This window comes from Burkholderia sp. BKH01 (assembly GCF_025685725.1).
Lineage (GTDB): Bacteria > Pseudomonadota > Gammaproteobacteria > Burkholderiales > Burkholderiaceae > Burkholderia > Burkholderia pyrrocinia_C.
In genome coordinates, this window is sequence record NZ_JAOTQT010000002.1 from 107,089 (window position 1) to 128,953 (window position 21,865).

General features: G+C 65.9%; 20 protein-coding genes. 8 read left to right on the forward strand and 12 right to left on the reverse strand.

Annotated elements, in window-relative coordinates:
• Positions 1-66 precede the first annotated feature (66 nt).
• The 6 genes from OEJ37_RS03445 to OEJ37_RS03470 all read left to right on the forward strand — a co-directional run bounded on the left by OEJ37_RS03445 (position 67) and on the right by OEJ37_RS03470 (position 5,824).
• Positions 67-1,188 carry a porin gene (locus OEJ37_RS03445; RefSeq protein ID WP_152864149.1) on the forward strand — a complete coding sequence of 374 codons (1,122 nt, stop codon included), beginning with the start codon at positions 67-69 and terminating at the stop codon, positions 1,186-1,188.
• Between the two features lie 377 nt (positions 1,189-1,565).
• On the forward strand, positions 1,566-1,793 hold the full coding sequence (locus OEJ37_RS03450; protein ID WP_047901084.1) for a hypothetical protein: 228 nt from the start codon (positions 1,566-1,568) through the stop codon (positions 1,791-1,793).
• Between the two features lie 244 nt (positions 1,794-2,037).
• Positions 2,038-3,393: a glutathione-disulfide reductase gene (gene gor, locus OEJ37_RS03455; RefSeq protein ID WP_263343206.1), complete on the forward strand. Its 1,356-nt coding sequence runs from the start codon at positions 2,038-2,040 to the stop codon at positions 3,391-3,393.
• A gap of 573 nt (positions 3,394-3,966) precedes the next feature.
• Positions 3,967-4,638, forward strand: a complete 672-nt coding sequence (locus tag OEJ37_RS03460; RefSeq protein WP_263343448.1) for a CsgG/HfaB family protein — start codon at positions 3,967-3,969, stop codon at positions 4,636-4,638.
• A gap of 66 nt (positions 4,639-4,704) precedes the next feature.
• The gene (locus OEJ37_RS03465; protein ID WP_047899224.1) at positions 4,705-5,148 is read left to right on the forward strand and encodes a DUF4810 domain-containing protein; all 444 of its coding nucleotides are present in this window, start codon (positions 4,705-4,707) and stop codon (positions 5,146-5,148) included.
• Positions 5,149-5,158: 10 nt separating this feature from the next.
• Positions 5,159-5,824, forward strand: a complete 666-nt coding sequence (locus OEJ37_RS03470; RefSeq protein ID WP_174421194.1) for a DUF799 domain-containing protein — start codon at positions 5,159-5,161, stop codon at positions 5,822-5,824.
• A 123-nt stretch (positions 5,825-5,947) separates the two neighbouring features.
• On the opposite strand, the gene OEJ37_RS03475 is transcribed toward OEJ37_RS03470, so the two are convergent.
• The 11 genes from OEJ37_RS03475 to OEJ37_RS03525 all read right to left on the reverse strand — a co-directional run bounded on the left by OEJ37_RS03475 (position 5,948) and on the right by OEJ37_RS03525 (position 18,861).
• Entirely contained in the window at positions 5,948-7,249 is a 1,302-nt protein-coding gene (locus tag OEJ37_RS03475) for an NAD(P)/FAD-dependent oxidoreductase (RefSeq protein ID WP_263343210.1), read from the reverse strand.
• A 25-nt stretch (positions 7,250-7,274) separates the two neighbouring features.
• Positions 7,275-8,579: an NAD(P)/FAD-dependent oxidoreductase gene (locus tag OEJ37_RS03480; RefSeq protein ID WP_263343212.1), complete on the reverse strand. Its 1,305-nt coding sequence runs from the start codon at positions 8,577-8,579 to the stop codon at positions 7,275-7,277.
• Between the two features lie 112 nt (positions 8,580-8,691).
• On the reverse strand, positions 8,692-10,266 hold the full coding sequence (locus tag OEJ37_RS03485) for a DUF3138 family protein (protein WP_263343213.1): 1,575 nt from the start codon (positions 10,264-10,266) through the stop codon (positions 8,692-8,694).
• Between the two features lie 101 nt (positions 10,267-10,367).
• Entirely contained in the window at positions 10,368-11,207 is an 840-nt protein-coding gene (locus tag OEJ37_RS03490) for an ABC transporter permease subunit (protein ID WP_152864159.1), read from the reverse strand.
• On the reverse strand, positions 11,204-12,190 hold the full coding sequence (locus OEJ37_RS03495; protein ID WP_263343215.1) for an ABC transporter permease subunit: 987 nt from the start codon (positions 12,188-12,190) through the stop codon (positions 11,204-11,206). The genes OEJ37_RS03490 and OEJ37_RS03495 overlap by 4 nt, the downstream gene beginning before the upstream one ends.
• A 10-nt stretch (positions 12,191-12,200) precedes the next feature.
• A complete protein-coding gene (locus tag OEJ37_RS03500) occupies positions 12,201-13,355 on the reverse strand; it encodes an ABC transporter ATP-binding protein (protein ID WP_174421189.1) in 1,155 nt (384 codons plus the stop codon).
• Positions 13,356-13,543: 188 nt separating this feature from the next.
• On the reverse strand, positions 13,544-14,659 hold the full coding sequence (locus OEJ37_RS03505; protein ID WP_175919594.1) for a polyamine ABC transporter substrate-binding protein: 1,116 nt from the start codon (positions 14,657-14,659) through the stop codon (positions 13,544-13,546).
• 61 nt (positions 14,660-14,720) lie between these two features.
• Complete coding sequence (locus tag OEJ37_RS03510) at positions 14,721-16,154, reverse strand: aspartate aminotransferase family protein (protein WP_263343216.1); 1,434 nt, start codon at positions 16,152-16,154, stop codon at positions 14,721-14,723.
• Between the two features lie 38 nt (positions 16,155-16,192).
• Entirely contained in the window at positions 16,193-17,530 is a 1,338-nt protein-coding gene (locus tag OEJ37_RS03515; RefSeq protein ID WP_152858346.1) for a glutamine synthetase family protein, read from the reverse strand.
• Between the two features lie 28 nt (positions 17,531-17,558).
• Positions 17,559-18,344, reverse strand: coding sequence for a gamma-glutamyl-gamma-aminobutyrate hydrolase family protein (locus OEJ37_RS03520; protein ID WP_263343218.1), 786 nt, complete (start codon positions 18,342-18,344; stop codon positions 17,559-17,561).
• A 292-nt stretch (positions 18,345-18,636) separates the two neighbouring features.
• The gene (locus OEJ37_RS03525) at positions 18,637-18,861 is read right to left on the reverse strand and encodes a hypothetical protein (protein WP_072437498.1); all 225 of its coding nucleotides are present in this window, start codon (positions 18,859-18,861) and stop codon (positions 18,637-18,639) included.
• A 413-nt stretch (positions 18,862-19,274) separates the two neighbouring features.
• Between OEJ37_RS03525 and OEJ37_RS03530 the strand changes: the two genes are divergently transcribed.
• Positions 19,275-19,826, forward strand: a complete 552-nt coding sequence (locus OEJ37_RS03530; RefSeq protein ID WP_034179449.1) for a cupin domain-containing protein — start codon at positions 19,275-19,277, stop codon at positions 19,824-19,826.
• Positions 19,827-19,909: 83 nt separating this feature from the next.
• Positions 19,910-21,400, forward strand: a complete 1,491-nt coding sequence (locus tag OEJ37_RS03535) for an aldehyde dehydrogenase (protein ID WP_263343219.1) — start codon at positions 19,910-19,912, stop codon at positions 21,398-21,400.
• Between the two features lie 56 nt (positions 21,401-21,456).
• Here the strand turns inward: OEJ37_RS03535 and OEJ37_RS03540 are convergent, their stop codons facing one another.
• Entirely contained in the window at positions 21,457-21,657 is a 201-nt protein-coding gene (locus OEJ37_RS03540) for a heavy-metal-associated domain-containing protein (RefSeq protein ID WP_174419974.1), read from the reverse strand.
• Between the last annotated feature and the right edge of the window lie 208 nt (positions 21,658-21,865).

Consider the following 21,865-nt stretch of genomic DNA (forward strand, 5'->3'; position numbering starts at 1 on the left):
TGCGATCGCCACCCGGCTGCGCACGCGGCCGGCAATGAACGGAGACACCCACAAAAAGGAAAGCTCATGAAGCAGACCACTCGACTCGCAGCCATCGCAGGGGGCGCCGCGCTCGCATTCGCCAGCCAGTACGCGGCCGCACAAAGCTCGGTCACGCTCTGGGGCGTCGCCGACGTCAGCGTCCGCTACCTGACCAACGCGAACGCCAAGAACGACGGCCTGCTGTCGATGACCAACGGCGCGGTCACCAACAGCCGCTTCGGCATCTACGGCACGGAAGACCTCGGCAGCGGCCTGAAGGCCGTGTTCAAGCTCGAAAGCGGCGTGAACCTGCAGAACGGCGCATTCGCCGACAGCGGCCGCCTGTTCAACCGTGCGGCATACGTCGGTCTGGATAGCCCGTACGGCACGGTGACCCTCGGCCGCCAGAAGACGCCGCTGTTCGACCTGCTGTCGGACACCTACGATCCGCTGACGGTCGGCAACTACTTCGAAAATGCATGGCTGCCGGTCGCACTCGGCGGCGGCCTGTATGCGGACAACCAGATCAAGTACACGGGTACTTTCGCGGGCCTGACCGCGAAGGCGATGTACTCGACGGGCACCAACTACGAATCGACCGGCGCCGGCGGCTTCTCGGGCCAGATTCCGGGTTCGCTCGGCAAGGGCAATGCGTGGGGCGTGTCGCTGTCGTACGTGATGGGCCCGCTCAGCATCGCAGCCGGCGCGCAGCAGAACAGCGACAACTCGGCGCGCAAGCAGACGATCTACCACGCGAACGTCGTGTACGCGTTCAGCAAGGCGAAGGTCTACGCGGGCTACCTGCGCTCGAAGGACGACACCGGCTTCGTCGACAGCCTGCTCGCGCAGCAGACGATTCCGGTCGCGAAGGGCACGGGCCGGATCGACGACGGTCCGTTCGCGGGCGTGAGCTGGCAGGTCAGCACGCCGCTGACGCTGACGGGCGCGTTCTACTACGACCACATGCGCAATGCGATGACCGCGAACGGCACGCTCGCGAGCGGCAACCGCTACGCGATCGTCGGCATCGCCGAGTACGCGTTGAGCAAGCGCACCGAAATCTACGGCACCGTCGACTTCAACAAGACGAACGGCGCGGCGAACGTCGAGCTGCCGGGTCGCAGCAACCAGACGGGCATCGCGATCGGCCTGCGCAATATCTTCTGACGAACGTCGGTCGGCACGCGCCGGCATTCGCCCGGCGCGCATCGAAGAGGCTCCGCAAGGAGCCTCTTTTTTTTCGTCATGCGGCGTTCATACGCGCACACGACTATTCGGCAATCGCTTCATCACGGAATCCCCGCGCCGTAAGCGATCCGTCGGCAATCCAGAACATACTTTTACAGTACGCCCGAAGGCTTTCCGCTACGCTGCGTGCATGGCCCGCTGCGTGCCGCCGTGCACGCGCGTGCGTCGTTCCGGTGGCGCTTATCGAGCGTGGCCGGCCTGGTGCGTAACTTGTGTATCCGGTGATGACAGACACGGTCTGCCGGTTTTTTTTCGTGGGACGATCGGTCTCACGATTTTCTTGAAAGGGGATGACGATGGGTATCCTGAACACCGTGGGTGAAATCGCCGGCGCAGTGGCGGCAGTCGAAGGCGCGGAAAAGCTGGATCCGGATGCGGGCCTGCTGACCAAGGCGGCTGCGGCCGTCGCCGGTTTCAAGGGCGCCGAGGCGATCGAAGGCATGCTCGAGAAGAAGGAAGAGAAGCCCGAACAGGCGGCAGACGATACGCAGGCGACGGACGGCAGCGACACGTCGCAGGCCTGAGCATGGCGGCTGGTCCGGCCGCGGGCGCGCCCTTCGCGCGCCCGGGCGGACCTGGTGCTGCGCGCCGGCAGGTCGGGCATGCGGTCGATCGGTGACGCATGACACACCCGGCAGCTGGTTTGACCGGCGAGAGGCGACGCTTCTCGCCGTTTTTTGTTGGGCGCGCGGCATGTGACGCCGTGCCCCGCAAGAATTCCGGAATCTTGCTATCGTGCCGTCATCCGAACTGCGATGAGGCAATGCGATGGATTTCGACTACGACCTGTTCGTCATCGGGGCCGGCTCGGGCGGCGTGAGGCTCGCACGAATGTCGGCGTCATACGGCGCGCGCGTCGGCATAGCGGAGGAAGAACAGATCGGCGGCACCTGCGTGCTGCGCGGCTGCATTCCGAAGAAGCTGCTCGTCTACGCATCGCACTACCCGCACGAAGTCGAGGACGCGAAGGGCTTCGGCTGGACCTTCGGCGCCGGCACGCTCGACTGGCCCGCGCTGATCGCCGCGAAGGATCGCGAGATCAATCGGCTGAGCGACATCTACATCAACCTGCTGCGGCAATCGGGTGTCGAGATGCACGCGGGGCGCGCGACGCTCGTCGATGCGCACACCGTCGCGATCGGCGAGCGCACGATCCGTGCGCGCCACATCGCGATCGCGACCGGCTCGCGTCCGTCGCTGCCGCAGCGGCCCGGCATCGAGCATGCGATCACGTCGCGCGAGGCGCTGTCGCTCGCGACGTGCCCCAAGCGCATCGCGGTGGTTGGCGGCGGTTATATCGCGGTCGAGTTCGCGGGCATCTTCAACGGCTTCGGCAGTCACGTCGACCTGTTCTATCGCGGCGAAAGGATCCTGCGCGGCTTCGACGACGACGTGCGTCAATTCCTGAGTGACGAGATGACGAAGCAGGGCGTCGCGATCCACGCGCGCGCGGTGGTCGAATCGATTTCCCGCGCGGACGACGGCACGCTGAGCGTGCGCGCCGGCGATGCGCAGCACGGGCCGTACGACGCGGTGCTTTATGCAACCGGCCGCGTTCCGAATGTCGACGGGCTCGGGCTCGAGCAGGCGGGCGTTTTGCTCGACGCACGCGGCGCGATTGCCGTCGATGCGTATTCCGCGACGTCGATCGCGTCGATCCATGCGATCGGCGACGTCACGTCGCGGCCGCAGCTCACACCGGTGGCGACGCGCGACGGCGGGCTGCTCGCGCGCACGCTGTTCGGCGGGTCGCGCGTCGCGGCCGATCACGAATGGGTGCCGTCGGCCGTGTTCAGCCAGCCCGAGGTCGCGACGGTCGGGCTGACCGAGGCCGATGCGCGTCGCACGTACGGCGACGTCGATATCTACCGCACGTCGTTCAAGGCGCTGCGTCACACGCTGTCGGGTCGCGACGAGCGCACGCTGATGAAGCTCGTCGTCGCGCGCGACAGCCAGCGCGTGATCGGCGCGCACATGGTCGGCCGCGATGCGGGCGAGATCATCCAGGGGATCGCGATCGCGATTCGCGCGGGCGCGACGAAGGCGCAGTTCGACGACACGATCGGCATTCATCCGACCGCGGCCGAGGAATTCGTGACGATGCGGCAGAAAGTGGCCGACTAGCGGCGCCGGGTGGTGCGTCGACGTGCCCGAGGCATAACAATCGGGCGCATTCGATTTCCCGCCCCGATTGCTTTCCAAATGCCGAGATGTTGAATCGCTGTCTTGTTCGGCATTTATCGGCGTGCGCCAATCGCCGATCATCCGCTCGCGATCGCATCGGCCAATGAGCCGTGGACAGGGAGCGCGGCGACCGCGTTCGTCCAGTGTCGATTCCGGGCGATCGTTGTCGTCGTGTTACCGCCATACAAAATTCGTCAATTATCTAAAAGGCGTTCCGTCTCGATAAACACGTTTGGTATCATCGCGCAAAACCATACGGGGGGCCGATCATGCGCGATCAACAGCGCAGCATCCGCAATAACGGGGTAACGGGCGCGCACGCGCATGTCGCGTGTTCTGCCGCCTTTCCGCTTTTCGCCGCAACACGCCTGTTGCGCGCACCTTTCCTTCGAATGTCGTAGTCGCCAGTCCGGCGATGAATCAGGCCGCGCGCGCGCCGCATCGATGTGCGCACGTCCGCACCGACACGCCCGTTCCGGGCAATCTTTCCACGCAAGGAGACCAGCAGTGAAAATTCAGACACGACGCACCGTACTCGTGGCGGCGGCAGTCGTCGCAGCGCTGTCCGGCTGCGCGACCGAATCGTCGCGCACGCTCGACGTGCCGGCCGTGAGCAGCGCGCAGAAGCCTTATGCGGGCAAGCCCGTCGCGATCGCGGTCGGCAAGTTCGACAACCGCTCGAGCTACATGCGCGGCATCTTCTCGGATGGCATCGACCGCCTCGGCGGACAGGCGAAGACGATCCTCGTCACGCGCCTGCAGCAGAGCCGGCGCTTCAACGTGCTCGATCGCGAGAACCTCGACGAGATCAAGCAGGAAGCCGGCTTCATGAAGAAGGCGCAGGCGGTGAAGGGCGCGAACTACGTGGTGACGGGCGACGTGACCGAGTTCGGCCGCAAGGACGTCGGCGATCACCAGCTGTTCGGCATCCTCGGCCGCGGCAAGACGCAGGTCGCGTACGCGAAGGTCAACCTGAACATCGTCGACACGACGACGTCGGAAGTCGTCGCGTCGAGCCAGGGCGCGGGCGAGTTCAGCCTGTCGAACCGCGAAGTGATCGGCTTCGGCGGCACGGCCGGCTACGACTCGACGCTCAACGGCAAGGTGCTCGACCTCGCGATCCAGGAGGCCGTGAACCATCTCGCCGAGCAGGTCGACGCCGGTGCGCTGAAGACCGGGCAGTAAGCGCAGCAGGCGCCGGGGCCGGCGCCGCATGCGATCGATTCACCACGACATCAAAGAGAAAAGACCATGAAACGGGGTAACTGGCTGCCGGCGACGGCCGCCGCATTGCTGCTCGCCGGCTGCGCGAGCTCCACGCCGCCGCTCTATCAGTGGACGGGCTACCAGCCGCAGGTGTACGAATACTTCAAGGGGCAGAAGTCGCCGCAGGAGCAGATCGACGCGCTCGAAAAGGCGTTGCAGGAGATCCGCGGGAAGGGCCATACGCCGCCGCCGGGCTTCCATGCGCATCTCGGGATGCTGTACGCGAGCGTCGGCAACGAGCAGCAGGCCGAGCAGGAACTGCAGGCCGAGAAGCAGTTGTTCCCGGAATCGTCGACCTACATGGATTTCCTGCTGAAGAAGAAGACCGGCGCAGCGAAACCCGCGGATCAGAAGGCTGCCGGCCAGAAGGGTGCCGACCAGACGATCGCCGGCCAGAAGAACGCCGATTCGAATTCCGCCAAACAGTGACGTGCCCGCCATGTTCAAGACACTCTCATTCAAGCTGATGTCCGTGCTGTCGATCGTCGCGCTGCTGAGCGCGTGCGCGCAGCCGGTGAAACGACCCGACTACACGGCATTCAAGAAGAGCCAGCCGCGCTCGATCCTCGTGCTGCCGCCTATCAACGAGACTTCCGATGTCGCTGCGACCTACGGGGTGCTGTCGCAAATGACGCTGCCGCTCGCCGAGTCCGGCTATTACGTGGTGCCGGTCGCGGTGATGGACGAGACGTTCAAGCAGAACGGCCTGACCAACGCGGCCGAGATCCAGGAAACGTCGCCCGCGAAACTGCGCGAGATCTTCGGCGCGGACGCCGCGCTGTATTCGAAGGTTTCGCAGTACGGCACCGTGTACCGGATTCTCGCGAGCGCGACGGTCGTGTCCGCGTCGGCGAAGCTCGTCGACCTGCGCACGGGCGACGTGCTGTGGCAGGGCCGGGCGAGCGCGAGCAGCGACGAGGGCGGCAACAACGGCGGTGGCGGCCTGATCGGCATGCTCGTGGTGGCAGCGGTCAAGCAGATCGCGAACACGCTGATGGATCAGAGTCACGACGTCGCCGCGTTCACGAGCAGCCGGCTGTTGTCGGCCGGGCCGCCGAACGGTTTGCTCTACGGGCCGCATTCGCCGAAGTACGGCACGGATTGATCGACGCGGGCGCCACGTGCGCAGCGCGGCGGCAGGCGTGAGCATTCGCCTGCCGCCGTGCAACCCCGCAGTCGGATCGAACGGCCACGCTTTCGCGTGGCCGTATTGCTTCATTCGCGATGCTCAATGCACGCCGATCGCGTCGAGCAGCCGGTACCAGCTCATCGCGAGCACCAGCGCCGGCGTGCGCAGTGCCGCGCCGCCCGGGAAGTCGCGGTGCCGGATCTTGTCGAACAGGTCGAAGCGGCTCGCCTGTCCGTCGATCGCCTCGGCGATCAGCTTGCCCGCGAGCGCGGTCGTGTTCACGCCGTGCCCCGAAAACCCCTGCGCGAAGTACATCGTCGGCGCGACGCGGCCGAAGTGCGGCGCGCGGTTCATCGTGATGTCGACGAAACCGCCCCATGCGTAGTCGACCTTCACGTCCGCGAGCTGCGGGAACGTCTTCAGCATGTCCGCGCGCATCGCGGCCGCGAGATCGCGCGGCTGCCGCGTCGAATAGCTGACCTTGCCGCCCCACACGAGCCGCGTATCGGGCGCCGGCCGGAAATAGTCGAGCACGAAGCGGCTGTCGCAGATCGCCGCGCGCGCGGGCATCAGCGCGGCGGCGCGCGCTTCGCCGAGCGGCTCCGTCGCGATCACGTAGGTGCCGACCGGCATGATCTTCTTCGCCAGCGCGGGCGCGAGCGTGCCGACGTAGGTATTGCATGCGAGCACGACGAAACGCGCGCGTACGTTGCCGCCGCTCGTCTCGACGACGTGGCCGCCCGCGACGTCGCGCACGCGCATCACGCAACTGTCCTCGTGGATGCGCACGCCCGCGCCGGTCGCCGCACGAGCGAGACCGAGCGTGTAGTTGAGCGGGTGCAGGTGGCCGCTGTCCGGATCGTACAGGCCGCCGCAATAGCGGTCCGACTGCACGTAGTCGCCGAGTTCGTCGGCTTCGACGAAGTGGAAGCGGTCGTAGCCGAAGCGCTTCGCGGCTTCGTCGCGCCAGCGCTTCAGCGCATCCGCATCGCGTTCGGTGTTCGCGGCGGTCAGGTAGCCGGGCACCAGCGCGCAGTCGATGTCGTGCCGCGCGATGCGCGACTTCACGAGCGACAGCGTTTCGAGCCCCATGTCCCAGATGCGCTTCACGTCGCCTTCCGGCATGAATTGCCCGAACGTGTCGATGTCGCACGCAAAGCCGCCGATCAACTGGCCGCCGTTGCGGCCGCTCGCCGCCCATCCGACCCGCGACGCTTCGAGCACGGTCACCGAATGGCCGCGCTCGGCGAGGTTGAGCGCGGCGGACAGGCCCGTGAGGCCCGCGCCGATCACGCACACGTCGGCGTCGGTCGTGCCGGCGAGCGGCGCGTGGCGAGTCGTATCGTTGGCGGTCGCCGCGTAGTAGGACGCGACGTGCGGCTGGTTGGCGAATGTCTGCATGTTTAGGAAAACGGAAAAAAAGAGATCAGAACAGCTCGCGCACGCGGTGGTACAGCATCCCGAGTTCGAGCGCGGGTTGCCGCCATGCGTCGCCGCCGGGGAAGCGCCGGTGCCGCATGCGCGCGAACACGTCGAACGCGCGCATGTCGCCCGCGATCGCGCCGGCGACCGCGCGTCCGGCGATGCCGGTGAGCGCGACGCCGTGCCCGCTGAAACCCTGCACGTAAAAGAAGTTCGGATCGAGCGCGCCGAAATCCGGCGCGCGATTGCGCGTGACGTCGACGAAGCCGCCCCACGCGTGGTCGACGCGCACGTCGCCGAGTTGCGGAAACACGCCGACCATGCGCTGCCGGATCGTTTCGGCGAGCGTCGCGGGCGACGCGCCGGCTGAATTCGCGCGGCCGCCGAACAGCATCCGTTGGTCGGCCGACAAGCGGAAATAGTCGAGGAAGAAGTTGTTGTCGCACACGGCTTCGCGCCGCGCGATCAGCGCGTCGGCGCGTGCCTGGCCGAGCGGCTCGGTCGCGATGATGTACGACGCGATCGGCGCGATGCGCGCGGCGGTCGCGGCCGGCAGCACGCCGCCGGGGCCCGCGTTGCAGCACGACACGACGAAACGGCAGCGCACCTCGCCCGACGGCGTGCGCACGACGGGCCGAGCGCCGCGCACGATGTCGAGCGCGGGCGTGTGCGCATACAGCGCGACGCCTTCGCGGCGTGCGGCATCGGCGAGGCCCAGGCAATACTTGAGCGGATGCAGGTGACCCGACAGCGGATCGTGCACGCCGGCCAGATAGCGCGTCGATGCGATGCGCGCGTGGATCTCGCCGGTGTCGAGCCACGCAAGCGACGGATGGCCCCAGCGCGACGTCGCGGCGTCCATCCATGCGCGCAGGTCGTCGATGCGGCGCGGCTTCGTCGCGACCGTCAGGTAGCCGCGCGTGAAATCGCAGTCGATCCCGTAGCGCGCGATCCGCTCGGCGATCAGTGCGACGCCGTCGAGCGACAGCGACCACGCGGCGCGCGCGCCGTCGGCGCCGAGCTGACGTTCGATCTCCTCGTCCTTCGCGAAGCCGGTGATCGCCTGGCCGCCGTTGCGGCCCGATGCGCCCCAGCCAGGACGGTGCGCATCGATTACCGCGACCGACAGCCCGCGCGCGCGGCAGTCGAGCGCCGTCGACAGGCCCGCGAAGCCGGCGCCGATCACGCAGACGTCGACGTCGATCGCATCGTCGAGCGCAGGATCGTCGACCACGGGCCGTGTGACCGTCGCCTCGTAGTACGAGTCGCGCGCGAGTGCATCGGCGCGGCGGGTGAAAGACTGCGTCATCGAATCGACTCCCTCTTTACGGCCGGCAGACGGTGCGCGACGCGCCGCGATCCGGCCGGCAAAAACGGCACGGGACGCCGTGCGCGCGGCACGGCGTCCCGCGTGTGCTGCGTCAGAACGAATAGATGAACTGCGTCGCGAGCAGGTCGTTGGACTTGCTGTACGAACCGTCGTTGCGCAGGAACACCTTGTTGTTCGCCCAGTCATGCCGGTATTCGACCTTCACGGTGATCTGCTGGGTCGGATAGAACAGCAGGTCGAGCGCAACGTCCTGACGGATCGCGCCCTTGCACTCGAAGCCGAGGCCACCGCCGGCCCTCGACGTCGCGAGGCAGTCCGAATCGACGCCGAAGCCGTTGTTCGGATCCATCCCGTTGCCGTTCAGCGCGATGCCGCCGCCGCCGCCGCCGTTCTTGCTGTTGACGAGCGCATCGTAGCGCAGCGTCACGCCCATGCGGCCGACCACCGGCGCGTTGAACTTGCGGTGCGCGAGCAGCGACAGCCCGTACCATTGCGCGAGCCCGCCGTTGAATGCCGCATGATCCTGCCGACCGTAGTCGACTTCGGCGTTGTACTGAATATCCGCGAGCGTGTAGGTCGCGTCGAGCTCGCCGAAGAAGAACGAGCCGTACGCGCTCGGTGAGTTGCCGCCCGGGCCGTAGTGCACGACGCCGGTCGAATCGATCGCGCTCGCGAGCGTCTGCCGGCCGATGTTGAACGAGCCGCCGATGTCGAGCGCGCTCGACCACGTGTAGTCCGCGCGCGCGGTGAAGGTCGGCACCTTGTTGCTGGTGCTGATCGGATCGCCGAGCGCATTGGTGCCCGTCTGCGTGACCGAGCCGTACGTGCGGTACTGCTCGTTGCCGACGAAGAACTTCCACGCCCAGTTGCCCTTCGTGTAGTTCGCGCCGGCACCGATGTAGCTGCCCGGATCCGAGAAGTCGTACAGCAGGTTGTGCGTGAGCGTGAGCATCTGGTTCGACTGCTGCACCTCGTAGCCGCCGAAGCTCGGGATCAGGCCGGCCACGAGCGTCGTCTCGGCCGTGATCGGCACGTTGACGACCGCCGTGTTCAGGATGTTGTTGCCGATGTTGCCGCGCGAGTTCTGCAGCAGCGTGATGCCGTTGCCGCGGTTCGGCATCAGCGTGATTTCGGCCGACGGCGCCATCGGGCCGACGCCGAAGGTCTTCTTGATGTCGAGGTAGAGATCGCCGAACGTGCTGTTGAAGTAGTTGTACGCGCTCTCGTGGTTCGCGAACAGGAACGACGACGTGCCGGCCGCGCGGTTGTAGATGTAGGTCGGATCGATGTAGCCCGTCACCGACAGGCCGGCGAGCGGGCCCGTGTTGGCCGCGTCGGTCAGCGAGTCGACCTTCAGCTGCTGGTTCGCGATCTGCTGCTTCATTTCGCCGACCTCGTCGTTGGTCAGCGTGGCCTGCGCCTTGCCGTAATCCGGCGAGCCCGGATCGACGGCCACCGCAACCGGCGCCGCGCCGGCCTTCGCACCGGCCTGCGCGACCGCGGCGCCGCCCGGCTTCGCGGCGAGCTGCGCCTGCATGGCCTTCATCTGTTTCTGCAGCGCCGCGACCTGCGCCTGCAGCGCCTTGATCTCGGCGGATGTCGAGTCGGCCAGCGCGATGCCCGGCAACGCGCCGGCCACCAGCAGGCAGATCAGTTTCTTCTTCATTGCGGATTCTCCTTGTCGTGCGCCAGTCAAATTGCGATCGGTTCGCGCGCCGCATGGCACGGCGCGCGGGTCTTGTTATCGAGGAAAGGGAAAGGGGAGGCTCACGCCACCGCGAACGCCGCCTTCATGTCGGCCACGCGGCGCCGCTCGCGCGCGATCATCATCCGGTTCACGACGATCACGCCGATCGTCACGGCCGTGATGAACAGCGTCGCCAGTGCGTTCATCTCCGGGTTCAGCCCGAGCCGCACGCGCGAGAACACCACCAGCGGCAGCGTCGTCGAGCCCGGCCCCGACAGGAACGCCGACAGCACAAGGTCGTCGATCGACAGCGTGAACGACAGCAGCCAGCCGGACAGCAGCGCCTGCGAGATCAGCGGCAGCGTCACCACGAAGAACACCTTCAGCGGCGTCGCACCCAGATCGAGCGCGGCCTCCTCCAGCGACTTGTTCATCTCCTTCACGCGCGACTGCACGATGATCGCCACATACGACACGCACAGCATCACGTGACCGATCCAGATCGTCACCATCCCGCGGCCCTTCGGCCAGCCGAACATCTGCTCCAGCGCAACGAACAGCAGCAGCAGCGAGATGCCCTGGATCACTTCCGGAATCACCAGCGGCGCGTTGATCATCCCCGTGTACAGCGTGAAGCCCTTGAAGCGGCCGAAGCGCGCGAGCACGAAGCCTGCCCAGGTGCCGATCACGACCGACGCGGTGGCCGTCAAGAGGCCGATCTTCAGCGACAGCCACGCGGCGCTCAGCAGTTCGTCGTCCTGCCACAGCGACGCGTACCACTTCAGCGAGAAGCCCGACCACACCGTCACCAGCTTCGACTCGTTGAACGAGTACACGACCAGGCTGATGATCGGGATGTACAGGAACAGGAAGCCGAAGGCGAGGACGCCCGTCGACAGCGGTTTGCTCGGCTTGATCATTTCGCTTCCTCCAGTTCCTTGACCTGGTAGTACTGGAACAGCGCCATCGGCACCAGCAGCAGCAGCACCATCGCGACCGTCACCGCGGACGCCATCGGCCAGTCCATGTTGTTGAAGAATTCATCCCACATCACGCGGCCGATCATCAGCGTGTCGGCACCGCCGAGCAGCTCCGGAATCACGTACTCGCCGACCGCCGGGATGAACACCAGCAGGCTGCCGGCGATGATCCCGTTCTTCGACAGCGGCAGCGTGATCCGCGTGAACGCGACCCACGGCCTGGCACCCAGGTCGTACGCGGCTTCGAGCAGCGTCAGGTCCATCTTCACGAGGTGCGCGTACAGCGGCATCACCATGAACGGCAGGTACGAATAGACCATGCCGATGTAGACGCCCGCATCGCTGTGATAAAGCCGCAGCGGCGTGTGGATGATGCCGAGCGCGATCAGCGTGTGGTTCAACAGGCCGTCATCCTTCAGGATCCCGATCCATGCGTACACACGGATCAGGAACGACGTCCAGAACGGCAGCATTACGGCCATCATCAGCACGTTGCGCCGGTTCGGCTCGGCGCGCGCGATGTAGTACGCCATCGGATAACCGATCAGCAGGCACAGCACCGTCGACACGGCGGCCATCTTCAGCGAGCTGAGGTAGGTCGCGATGTACAGGTCGTCCTGCAGCAGGAACGCGTAGTGCGACAGTTGCAGCGCGAAGTGCACGACGCCGTCCTTGAACTCGACGAGCGACGTGTACGGCGGGATGCCCATCACCTGGTCGGCGAAGCTGATCTTCAGCACCAGCACGAACGGCAGCGCGAAGAAGACCGCGAGCCACAGGAACGGCACGCCGATCGCGACGCTGCGGCCCGACGGCAGGAACCGCGACAGCGCGGCGAAGCGGCCCGGACGCGACCGGCCGGCGCCGCTGCTCGCGGCGCCGGTCGACATCGGCGCGGACGGAGTGGAAGCGGAGGTTCTCATCGTGTCGTCCTCATTGCGTCAGCACGACGCCGCTGGCCGGCGACCACGACACGAACACGTCGTCGTTCCATGCGGGCGCACTGTCGGTCATCAGGTGCGAGCTCGACAGGTTCGATACGACCGTCTTGCCGCTCGGCAAACGCACGTGATACAGCGAGTACGCGCCCATGTACGCGATGTCGGTCACGACGCCGCGCGCCCAGTTGTGCTTCGAACCCGGCTTGTCGCGCGACACGTGCACGCGCTCCGGCCGCACCGAGATGCCGACCGGCATCCCGAGCGGGCCCGTCACGCCGTGGCTCACGTACATGCGTGCCTCGAGATCGTCGCTTTCGACGAAGATGTGATCGGGTTCGTCCTCGACGACGCGCCCTTCGAACAGGTTCGTCGAGCCGATGAATTCGGCCGAGAAGCGGCTGTTCGGGAATTCGTAGACTTCGCCGGGCGAGCCGATCTGCACGATCTTGCCTTCGCTCATCACCGCGAGGCGGCTCGCCATCGTCATCGCCTCTTCCTGGTCGTGCGTGACCATCACGCAGGTCACGTCGACCTTCTCGATGATGTTCACGAGTTCGAGCTGGGTTTTCTGGCGGATCTTCTTGTCGAGCGCGGACATCGGCTCGTCGAGCAGCAGCAGCTTCGGGCGCTTGACCAGCGAGCGTGCGAGCGCGACGCGTTGCTGCTGGCCGCCGGAAAGCTGGTGCGGCTTGCGCTTCGCATACTTGCTCATCTGCACGAGTGCGAGCGCATCGGCCACGCGCTCCTTGATCTCGTTCTTCGGCGTGCCTTCCTGCTTCAGGCCGAACGCGACGTTCGATTCGACCGTCATGTGCGGAAACAGCGCGTACGACTGGAACATCATGTTCACCGGGCGGCGGTACGGCGGCAGCGACGCGAGATCCTCGCCGTCGACGAAGATCTTGCCGGAGGTCGCGGTTTCCAGTCCGGCGAGCATGCGCAGCAGCGTCGACTTGCCGCAGCCGGAGCTGCCGAGCAGCGCGAACAATTCGTTCTTCGCGATCGTCAGGTTCACGTTGTCGACGGCCGTGCTGTCGCCGAATTTCTTCACGACGTTTTCGATGCGCACGAAGGCATCGTTTTGCGTACGGGCCGCGGCGGCCGGTTGAGTCTGTCGTGCAGCAGCGGAAGAGGGTATCGATTGCATGGGAGTCACCATTCGTTCTTCACGGATTGCAGGCATGAGCGTCCCCGCACGAGGCGCGCAACGCGACTCGCGGACAACGGCTCGTGCCGGATGGAACAGTGCGCGCGACGCGCGCGGGCGGACGGAGGTCCGCGGATCTCAGGCGGGCAGGCGTGGAGCGATGCCTGCACCGCCGTCATTCATGACGATCAGTGGCCGGTTTTCAGCTGCGCCCACAGACGGTTCTCGAGGCGCAGGATGTCGGCCGGCATCGGCTTCATCAGCACCATCTTCTTCAGCACGTCCTCAGGCGGATAGACGGTCGGGTCCTGCGCGACGGCCGGCGTGACGAACTGGTGCGCGGCCTTGTTCGCGGTCGGGTAGAACACCGTATTGGTGATCGCCGCGTTGACCTTCGCGTCGGAGACGTAGTTGATCCACTTCAGTGCAGCCTCGGGGTGCGGCGCATCCTTCGGGATCACCATCACGTCGAACCACAGCAGGCCGCCTTCCTTCGGGTTCGAGAACTTGATGTCGTACGAGCGCTTCGCTTCCGACGAGCGGCGGTGCGCGATGCCGACGTCGCCCGACCAGCCGAGCGCGACGCACACGTCGTTGTTCGCGAGGTCGTTGATGTAGCCGGACGAGTTGAACTGGGTGATGTACGGGCGGACTTTCTTCAGGACTTCGAATGCAGCCTGGTAATCGCCGGGGTTCTTGCTGTTCGGATCCTTGCCCATGTACTGCAGCGTGGCGGCGAACACGTCGACGGCCTGGTCGAGGAACGACACGCCGCAGCCCTTCAGCTTCGCCATGTTGACCGGATCGAACACCAGTGCCCAGCTGTCGACGGGCGCGTTGTCGCCGAGCGCCTTCTTCACCGCTTGCGCGTTGTAGCCGATGCCGTCCGTGCCGTAGGCCCAGGGCACGCCATACTGGTTGCCCGGATCCGCATCGGAGATCATCTTCATCAGCAGCGGGTCGAGGTTCGCGAGGTTCGGAAGCTTCGACTTGTCGAGCTTCTGGTACACGCCGGCCTGGATTTGCTTGGCCATGTAGTTCGACGTCGGCACGACGATGTCGTAGCCCGAACTGCCGGCAAGCAGCTTCGCCTGGAGCGTGTCGTCGCTGTCGTAGTTGTCGTACTTGACGTGGATGCCCGTCTGCTTCTGGAAGTTCGGGATCGTGTCCGGTGCGATGTAGTCGGACCAGTTGTAGACATTCAGCTCGTCGGCATGCGCCGACGGGCTGGCGACCGACGTGAACGCTGCCGCGGCGGCGAGGGCGGCAACGGAACAGGCTTGGCGAAGAAAGCAGGCACGCATGGTGGAGTTCCCCTGGTTATGGCGGCGTGCGGCGCCCGCCGCACGCTGGTAGGCAAGGCCGTTACGAAATACCCAGTTGCTGGGCGGTTGCATCGACGGCCTTCTTCGCCTTCGACACGAGTTCATCGATTTCCGGACGCGAGATCACGAGCGGCGGCGACAGCAGCATCCGGTCGCCGGTCGCACGCATGATCAGGTTCCCGTTGAAGCAGAAGTCGCGGCAGATCGTGCCGACGTCGCCGCCGTTCGCGAAGCGGCGGCGTTCGGCCGGCGCTTCGGCGAGCTGCAGGCTCGCGACGAGGCCGTGGCCGTGCACTTCGCCGACGATCGGGTGACGCGCGAAGGTTTCGCGCATCAGCGCCTGGAAGTACGGGCCCGTGTCGTTCTTCACGCGCTCGACGATGCCTTCGTCGCGCAGCAGCTTCAGGTTCGCGACCGCGACAGCCGCCGCGACCGGATGGCCCGAGTACGTGAGGCCGTGGTTGAATTCGCCGTTGTCGATGATCGGCCGCGCCACCCGCTCGTGAATGCCGACCGCGCCCATCGGCACATAACCCGACGTGAGGCCCTTCGCCATCGTGATCAGGTCCGGCTCGAAGCCGAAGTGCTGGTGTGCGAACCATTCGCCGGTGCGGCCGAAGCCGCCGATCACCTCGTCGGCGGCCAGCAGGATGTCGTACTTGCGGCAGATCCGCTGGATTTCCGGCCAGTACGTCGACGGCGGGAAGATCACGCCGCCCGCGCCCTGGAACGGCTCGCCGATGAACGCCGCGACGTTCTCCGCGCCGAGTTCGAGAATCTTCGCTTCGAGCTGCTGCGCACGCGCGAGGCCGAACGCTTCGGGCGTCTCGCCCGGCTGCGCTTCGCCGAAGAAATACGGTTGGTCGATATGCACGATGTGCTCGACCTTCGACGGCATCTGCTCGTGCATGTAGCCCATCCCGCCGAGCGTGGCGCCCGCGATCGTCGAGCCGTGATAGCCGTTCTTGCGCGAGATCACGTACTTCTTCTGCGGCTTGCCCTGCACGCGCCAGTACTGATGCACGAGGCGCAGCACGGTGTCGTTGCCTTCCGAGCCGCTGTTGCAGTAGAAGAAGTGGTTGAAACCGGCAGGCGTGACTCCCGCGAGCATCGCGGAAAGCTCGATCACCGGCGGGTGCGTCGTCTTGAAGAAGGTGTTGTAGAACGGCAGTTCCTGCATCTGGCGATACGCGGCATCGGCGAGTTCCTTGCGGCCGTAGCCGACGTTCACGCACCAGAGGCCGGCCATCCCGTCGATGACCTTGTTGCCGTCCGAGTCCCACAGGTAGACGCCGTCGGCCTTCACGATCACGCGGCTGCCCGCGCGGTTCAGCGCGCCCATGTCCGAGAACGGGTGGATATGGTGCGCGGCGTCGAGTGCGCGGTATTCGGCGGTCGTGCGTGCCTGCGCCGGGCGCGGCGCGGCGGCCGGCGCGGCCGGCTGGATCCAGGCAGATTCGTTGCGGTAAGTCATGTTTCCTCCGTGATTCCGTATGGCGGTTGTGCGCGCGCTTAGACGTGCAGCAGCAGATGGCGGCGTTCCCACGAACTGATCACGCGGAAGAACGCTTCGTATTCGGTTTCCTTCAGCGCGAAATACGCCTTCAGGAACTTGTGGCCGAGGATCTCGCCGAGCGGCTCGCACGCGGCCATCAGCGTCAGCCCTTCCTCGAGATTGCGCGGCAGCTGGTACGGCAGGTCGTAGCCGTCGCTGACGAGCGGCTCGGTCGGCTCCAGGCGCTGCGTCATGCCGAGGTAGCCGGCCGCGAGCGTCGCGGCGAGCGCGAGGTACGGGTTGCAGTCGACGCCCGGAATGCGGTTCTCGATGCGGCGTGCCGACGGGCCCGAGTGCGGGATGCGGAAGCCGACCGTGCGGTTGTCGTAACCCCACTGCACGTTGATCGGCGCGGCCATGAAGCGCGACAGCCGGCGATACGAGTTGATGTACGGCGCGAAGATCGGCATCAGCGCAGGCGTGTATTTCTGCAGCCCCGCGAGGTAGTTGTAGAACATCGACGTCGCGCCGCCGGTTTCCTGCGACGTGAACAGGTTCAGGCCCGTTTCCTCGTCGACGATGCTCTGGTGCACGTGCATCGCCGAACCCGGCTCGTTTTCCATCGGCTTGGCCATGAACGTCGCGTACATGTTGTGACGCAGCGCGGCCTCGCGCACCGTGCGCTTGAACAGGAACACCTGGTCGGCCAGCGACAGCGCGTCGCCGTGCATGAAGTTGATCTCCATCTGCGCGGCGCCGACTTCGTGGATCAGCGTATCGATGTCGAGGTTCTGTGCTTCGCAGTACTCGTAGATGTCTTCGAACAGCGGATCGAACTCGTTGACGGCCTCGATCGAATACGACTGGCGGCCCGTTTCGGGGCGGCCCGTGCGGCCGACCGGCGGGCGCAGCGGCAGGTCGGGGTCCTTGTTCATGTCGACCAGATAGAACTCGAGCTCAGGTGCGACCACGGGCTTCCAGCCCTTCGCCTTGTACAGCTCGAGCACGCGGCGCAGCACGTAGCGCGGCGAGATCTCGACCGGCGAGCCGTCGAAGTGCACGCAATCGTGGATCACCTGCGCGGTCGGGTCGACGGCCCACGGGATCAGGCGGATCGTCGACTCGTCGGGCACGCACACCATGTCGGGATCGGTCACGCCGGTCAGCGAGCCGTCTTCCGGATATTCGCCGGTGACGGTCTGCACCATCACGGCCTGCGGCAGCCGCATCGATTCGCCGGACGTGAACTTGTTGCGCGGCGTGATCTTGCCGCGCGCGATGCCGGCCATGTCGGGAATGATCGCCTCGACTTCGGTGATCCGGTGTTGTTTCAGAAAATCTTCGATGTCTTGCATGTCTGTTCTCGTAAGTGGGTCGGCGCGCTCAAGCGAGCGCGGCGGCGGCCATGGCGCGCGCGCGGGCATGGCGGCGGGCGCGGCAGGCGTCGCCGAAGGCGCGGAAGATCGCGCTCGACAGCGGGTCATGCGCATGCCGCCATTCCGGATGCCATTGCACGGCGAGTGCGAAAGCCGGGGCATCGACGACGCTCACGGCCTCGATCAGGCCGTCCGGCGCGACCGCCTCGACGGCGAGGCCGGAGCCGAGCTGCGCGATGCCCTGCTTGTGCAGCGAGTTCACGTGCACTTCATCGCGGCCGCCGGCGAGCGCATGCAGCTTGCCGCCGGGCGTCAGGTGCACGACATGTGCGGGGCCGTATTGCGTGTCCATCGGCGCGGCGTCGTCCTCGCTGTGATCGGCGAGGCCCGGCACTTCGTGCACGCGCTGATGCAGCGTGCCGCCGCAGACGACGTTCAGCTCCTGGAAGCCGCGGCAGACGGCGAGCACCGGCACGCCCGCGGCGATCGCCGCGCGCAGCAGCGGCAGCGTCGTCGCATCGCGAGCCGGGTCGTGCTTCGTGCCGGGTGCGCTCGGCTCGCCGCCGTACAGGTGCGGCTCAACGTTCGAGTAGCTGCCGGTAAACAGCAGGCCGTCGACCGTGTCGAGGATGTCGTCAGCCGACTGGCGCTCGCCGAGCGCGGGCAGCACCATCGCGAGCGCCTGCGCGCCGTCGACGATCGCGGCGACGTATTTGTCGCCGACCGTATGCGACGCGTGTGCGCCGATTTGCGTGTGGTCGGCGGTGATGCCGACGAGGGGTTTCCTTTCCATGACGTCAATCAGTAATCCATAGGGCTGTGGCGTGCGTCGTTTCGGATATTGCAAAACGCAGGCGCGACACGGCCCCGCAGCCTGGCGCAGAGCGCAAGGCCGCTGGTGAATGGGCGCAGCAGGATGACGTGGCGATCCGCGCTGCGCGCGACGATCAGGCCGTCGTTCGTTTTGTTGCGATACGTGACGCGGGCGACGCGGCAACGAATGCGCGAACGCGTTCCGTCACCGCATGGACGATGCGGTTGGCGAATCGACAAACGAAACGAACGACGTAAAGAAAGGAGAGGCGCTACGGCAGCAGCGACGCCACTTCGTCGGTATCGACGGCGACGAATGCGCGTGCGGAAACGGCGTTGTGGCGCCGAACAGAACGACGGGACAGGATTGTGTAGATCGACAGATGCTGCAGGCGAGGACTATGCCAGCCGCAACTGCCATCGGAAGGGGACGCCGCGCTGCGCGAACTTCGCGCCACGCTTCGATCCCACCTCACCAGAGGGCCACGGACTCTCACGATTACACTCGACTGGGTTGTTGAAAGTATTGAACACCTGACCGTTTCGACGCGCTGGGCGTTTAAAATAATCAAGGCGCCGGTCCTGCGTCATTTACATTGATGGGCATCAATTATTGCGTTGCAATAACGCGTTTTGCTGCCTGTGAAAGCCAAATGACGCTGACCTGAGAGCCAGCATATACGAGCCAAAAACGGCGTCAAATGTTTTTTAACGGTCCTGCATCAGGGCTTTCCCGAGCAGTGCGAACAAAAGATTCGCAAAAGGAATGATCGGCAAGGTGTTCATTATTTCGAACGCCTTTCAGGGTTTTCCCCGCTGATGTGCGGCATAAAGTGATTAGAATATTCAACGGCTGTCCACCGCGTCGTTTCACTTTGTCATCGCACTTATCGTGTCCGAAACCGAATCGATGTCCACCGAAGTCGCCGAGCGCCTGCGTTTCGTGCGCAACAAGCATGGCCTGTCGCAGCGCGAACTCGCGAAGCGCGCCGGCGTGACCAACGGCACGATCTCGCTGATCGAACAGGGGCGCGTGAGCCCGTCGGTCGGCTCGCTGAAGAAGCTGCTCGAATGCATCCCGATGAGTCTCGCGGAGTTCTTCACGTTCGAGCTCGTCGAATCGCGCACGGTCGTGTCGCGTCGCGACGAGATGCCGAACCTCGGCAACGACACGCTCGCGTTTCATCTGGTCGGCGCGAGCGTGAAGGACCGCAACATGTGCATCCTGCGCGAGATCTACCAGCCGCACGCCGATACGGGGCCCGAGATGCTCGTGCACGCGGGGCATGAGGGCGGTGTCGTCGTATCGGGCCGGCTCGAGCTGACCGTCGACGGCGCGACGTGGCTGCTCGACCCCGGAGACGGCTACTACTTCGAAAGCCGTTTGCCGCACCGTTTTCGCAATCCCAGCGCGGAGCAGATCTGCGAGGTCGTCTCGGCCAATTCGCCGGCGACCTTCTGACCGCGCGTCACCGCATTCGCGGCCGGCCGCGCATGATGCGCGCGGCGCGTCGCACCGCGAATGCCACAACATAAGGCATCCTGATGAACAAGTTGACTTTGGCTGACTGGCAGGACAAGGCGGCGTCGCTCGAGATCGAAGGGCGCGCATTCATCGACGGCGCGTCGCGCGACGCGCACGGCGGCAAGACGTTCGACTGCGTGAGCCCGATCGACGGCCGCGTGCTGGCGAAGGTCGCCGAATGCGGCGAAGCCGACGTGAACGCGGCCGTTGCGGCCGCGCGCCGCGCGTTCGACGCGGGCGTGTGGGCCGGCCTGAACCCGCGTGCGCGCAAGGCCGTGCTGCTGCGCTGGGCCGCGCTGATGCACGAGCATCTCGACGAGCTGTCGCTGCTCGAGACGCTCGACGCGGGCAAGCCGATCGGCGACACGACGACGGTCGACGTGCCGGGCGCCGCGTATTGCGTCGAATGGTTTGCGGAAGCGATCGACAAGGTCGGCGGCGAAGTCGCGCCGGCCGATCATCATCTCGTCGGCCTCGTCACGCGCGAACCGGTCGGCGTGGTGGCGGCCGTCGTGCCGTGGAACTTCCCGATCCTGATGGCCGCGTGGAAGTTCGGCCCCGCGCTCGCGGCCGGCAACAGCGTCGTGCTGAAGCCGTCGGAGAAGTCGCCGCTGACCGCGATCCGCGTCGCGCAGCTCGCGTACGAAGCCGGCATCCCGGCCGGCGTGTTCAACGTCGTGCCGGGCGCGGGCGAACCCGGCAAGCTGCTCGCGCTGCATCGCGACGTCGACTGCATCGCGTTCACCGGCTCGACGGCGGTCGGCAAGCTGATCATGCAGTACGCCGCGCAGTCGAATTTGAAGCGCGCATGGCTCGAACTCGGCGGCAAGTCGCCGAACATCGTGCTACCCGATTGTCCCGATCTCGATCGCGCCGCGCAGGCCGCGGCCGGCGCGATCTTCTACAACATGGGCGAGATGTGCACGGCCGGCTCGCGGCTGCTCGTGCATCGCGACATCAAGGATGTGTTCATCGAGAAGCTCGTCGCGGCCGCGCGGGCTTACGTGCCCGGCAACCCGCTCGATCCGTCGGTGTCGATGGGCGCGATCGTCGACGGCATCCAGCTCGAGCGGGTGCTCGGCTACATCGAGGCGGGGCGCAATGAAGGCAGGCTCGTCACGGGCGGTGCACGCGTGAAGGAGGAGACGGGCGGCTTCTACGTCCAGCCGACGGTGTTCGAGGTGAAGCCCGATGCGAAGATTGCGCGCGAGGAGATCTTCGGGCCCGTGCTGTCGGTGATCGTGTTCGACGACGTCGACGAGGCCGTGCGGATTGCGAACGACACCGAATACGGGCTGGCCGCGGCCGTATGGACGTCGAACCTGACGACCGCGCACGACGTGTCGCGCCGGCTGCGCGCGGGCACGGTATGGGTGAACTGCTACGACGAGGGCGGCGACATGAACTTCCCGTTCGGCGGCTACAAGCAGTCGGGCAACGGCCGCGACAAGTCGCTGCACGCGCTCGAAAAGTACACCGAGCTGAAGTCGACGCTGATCCGGCTGCGCTGACGCGATGCCGCGGGCTCATCGCCACCCGGCGGTGCGCCCGCAGCCCGCAGCCCGCGTTATGCGGCGCGCAGCGCGGGGTGGAAGCCGGCGGCCTCGATGATCGACTGCACGCGCTCGGCGCCTTGCGCCGATTCGACCTTGACGATCTTTGCCGCGACGTCGATCTCGAGCTTCGCGGCGGGATCGGCGGCCGTCACCGCACGCGTGATTGCATTGGCGCAGCCGCCGCAGGTCATGTCCTGGACTTCGAATTCCATCGTGTTCTCCTGGTTGGACGATTGACGAACATGGTCAGCATGAAGCTTGCCATGGTGGGAAGGTCAAGCGCATTCATTCAGCCTGACGCATGCACGGCCACCCGGCGCGGCGAGATCGCTCGCCGGTGTGAGGTCAGACAAATCGGAAAGCAGTCGAATGCGTCAGTCGGAATCTTTCCCGATTGACACCGATGCGGCGCCGCCGCCA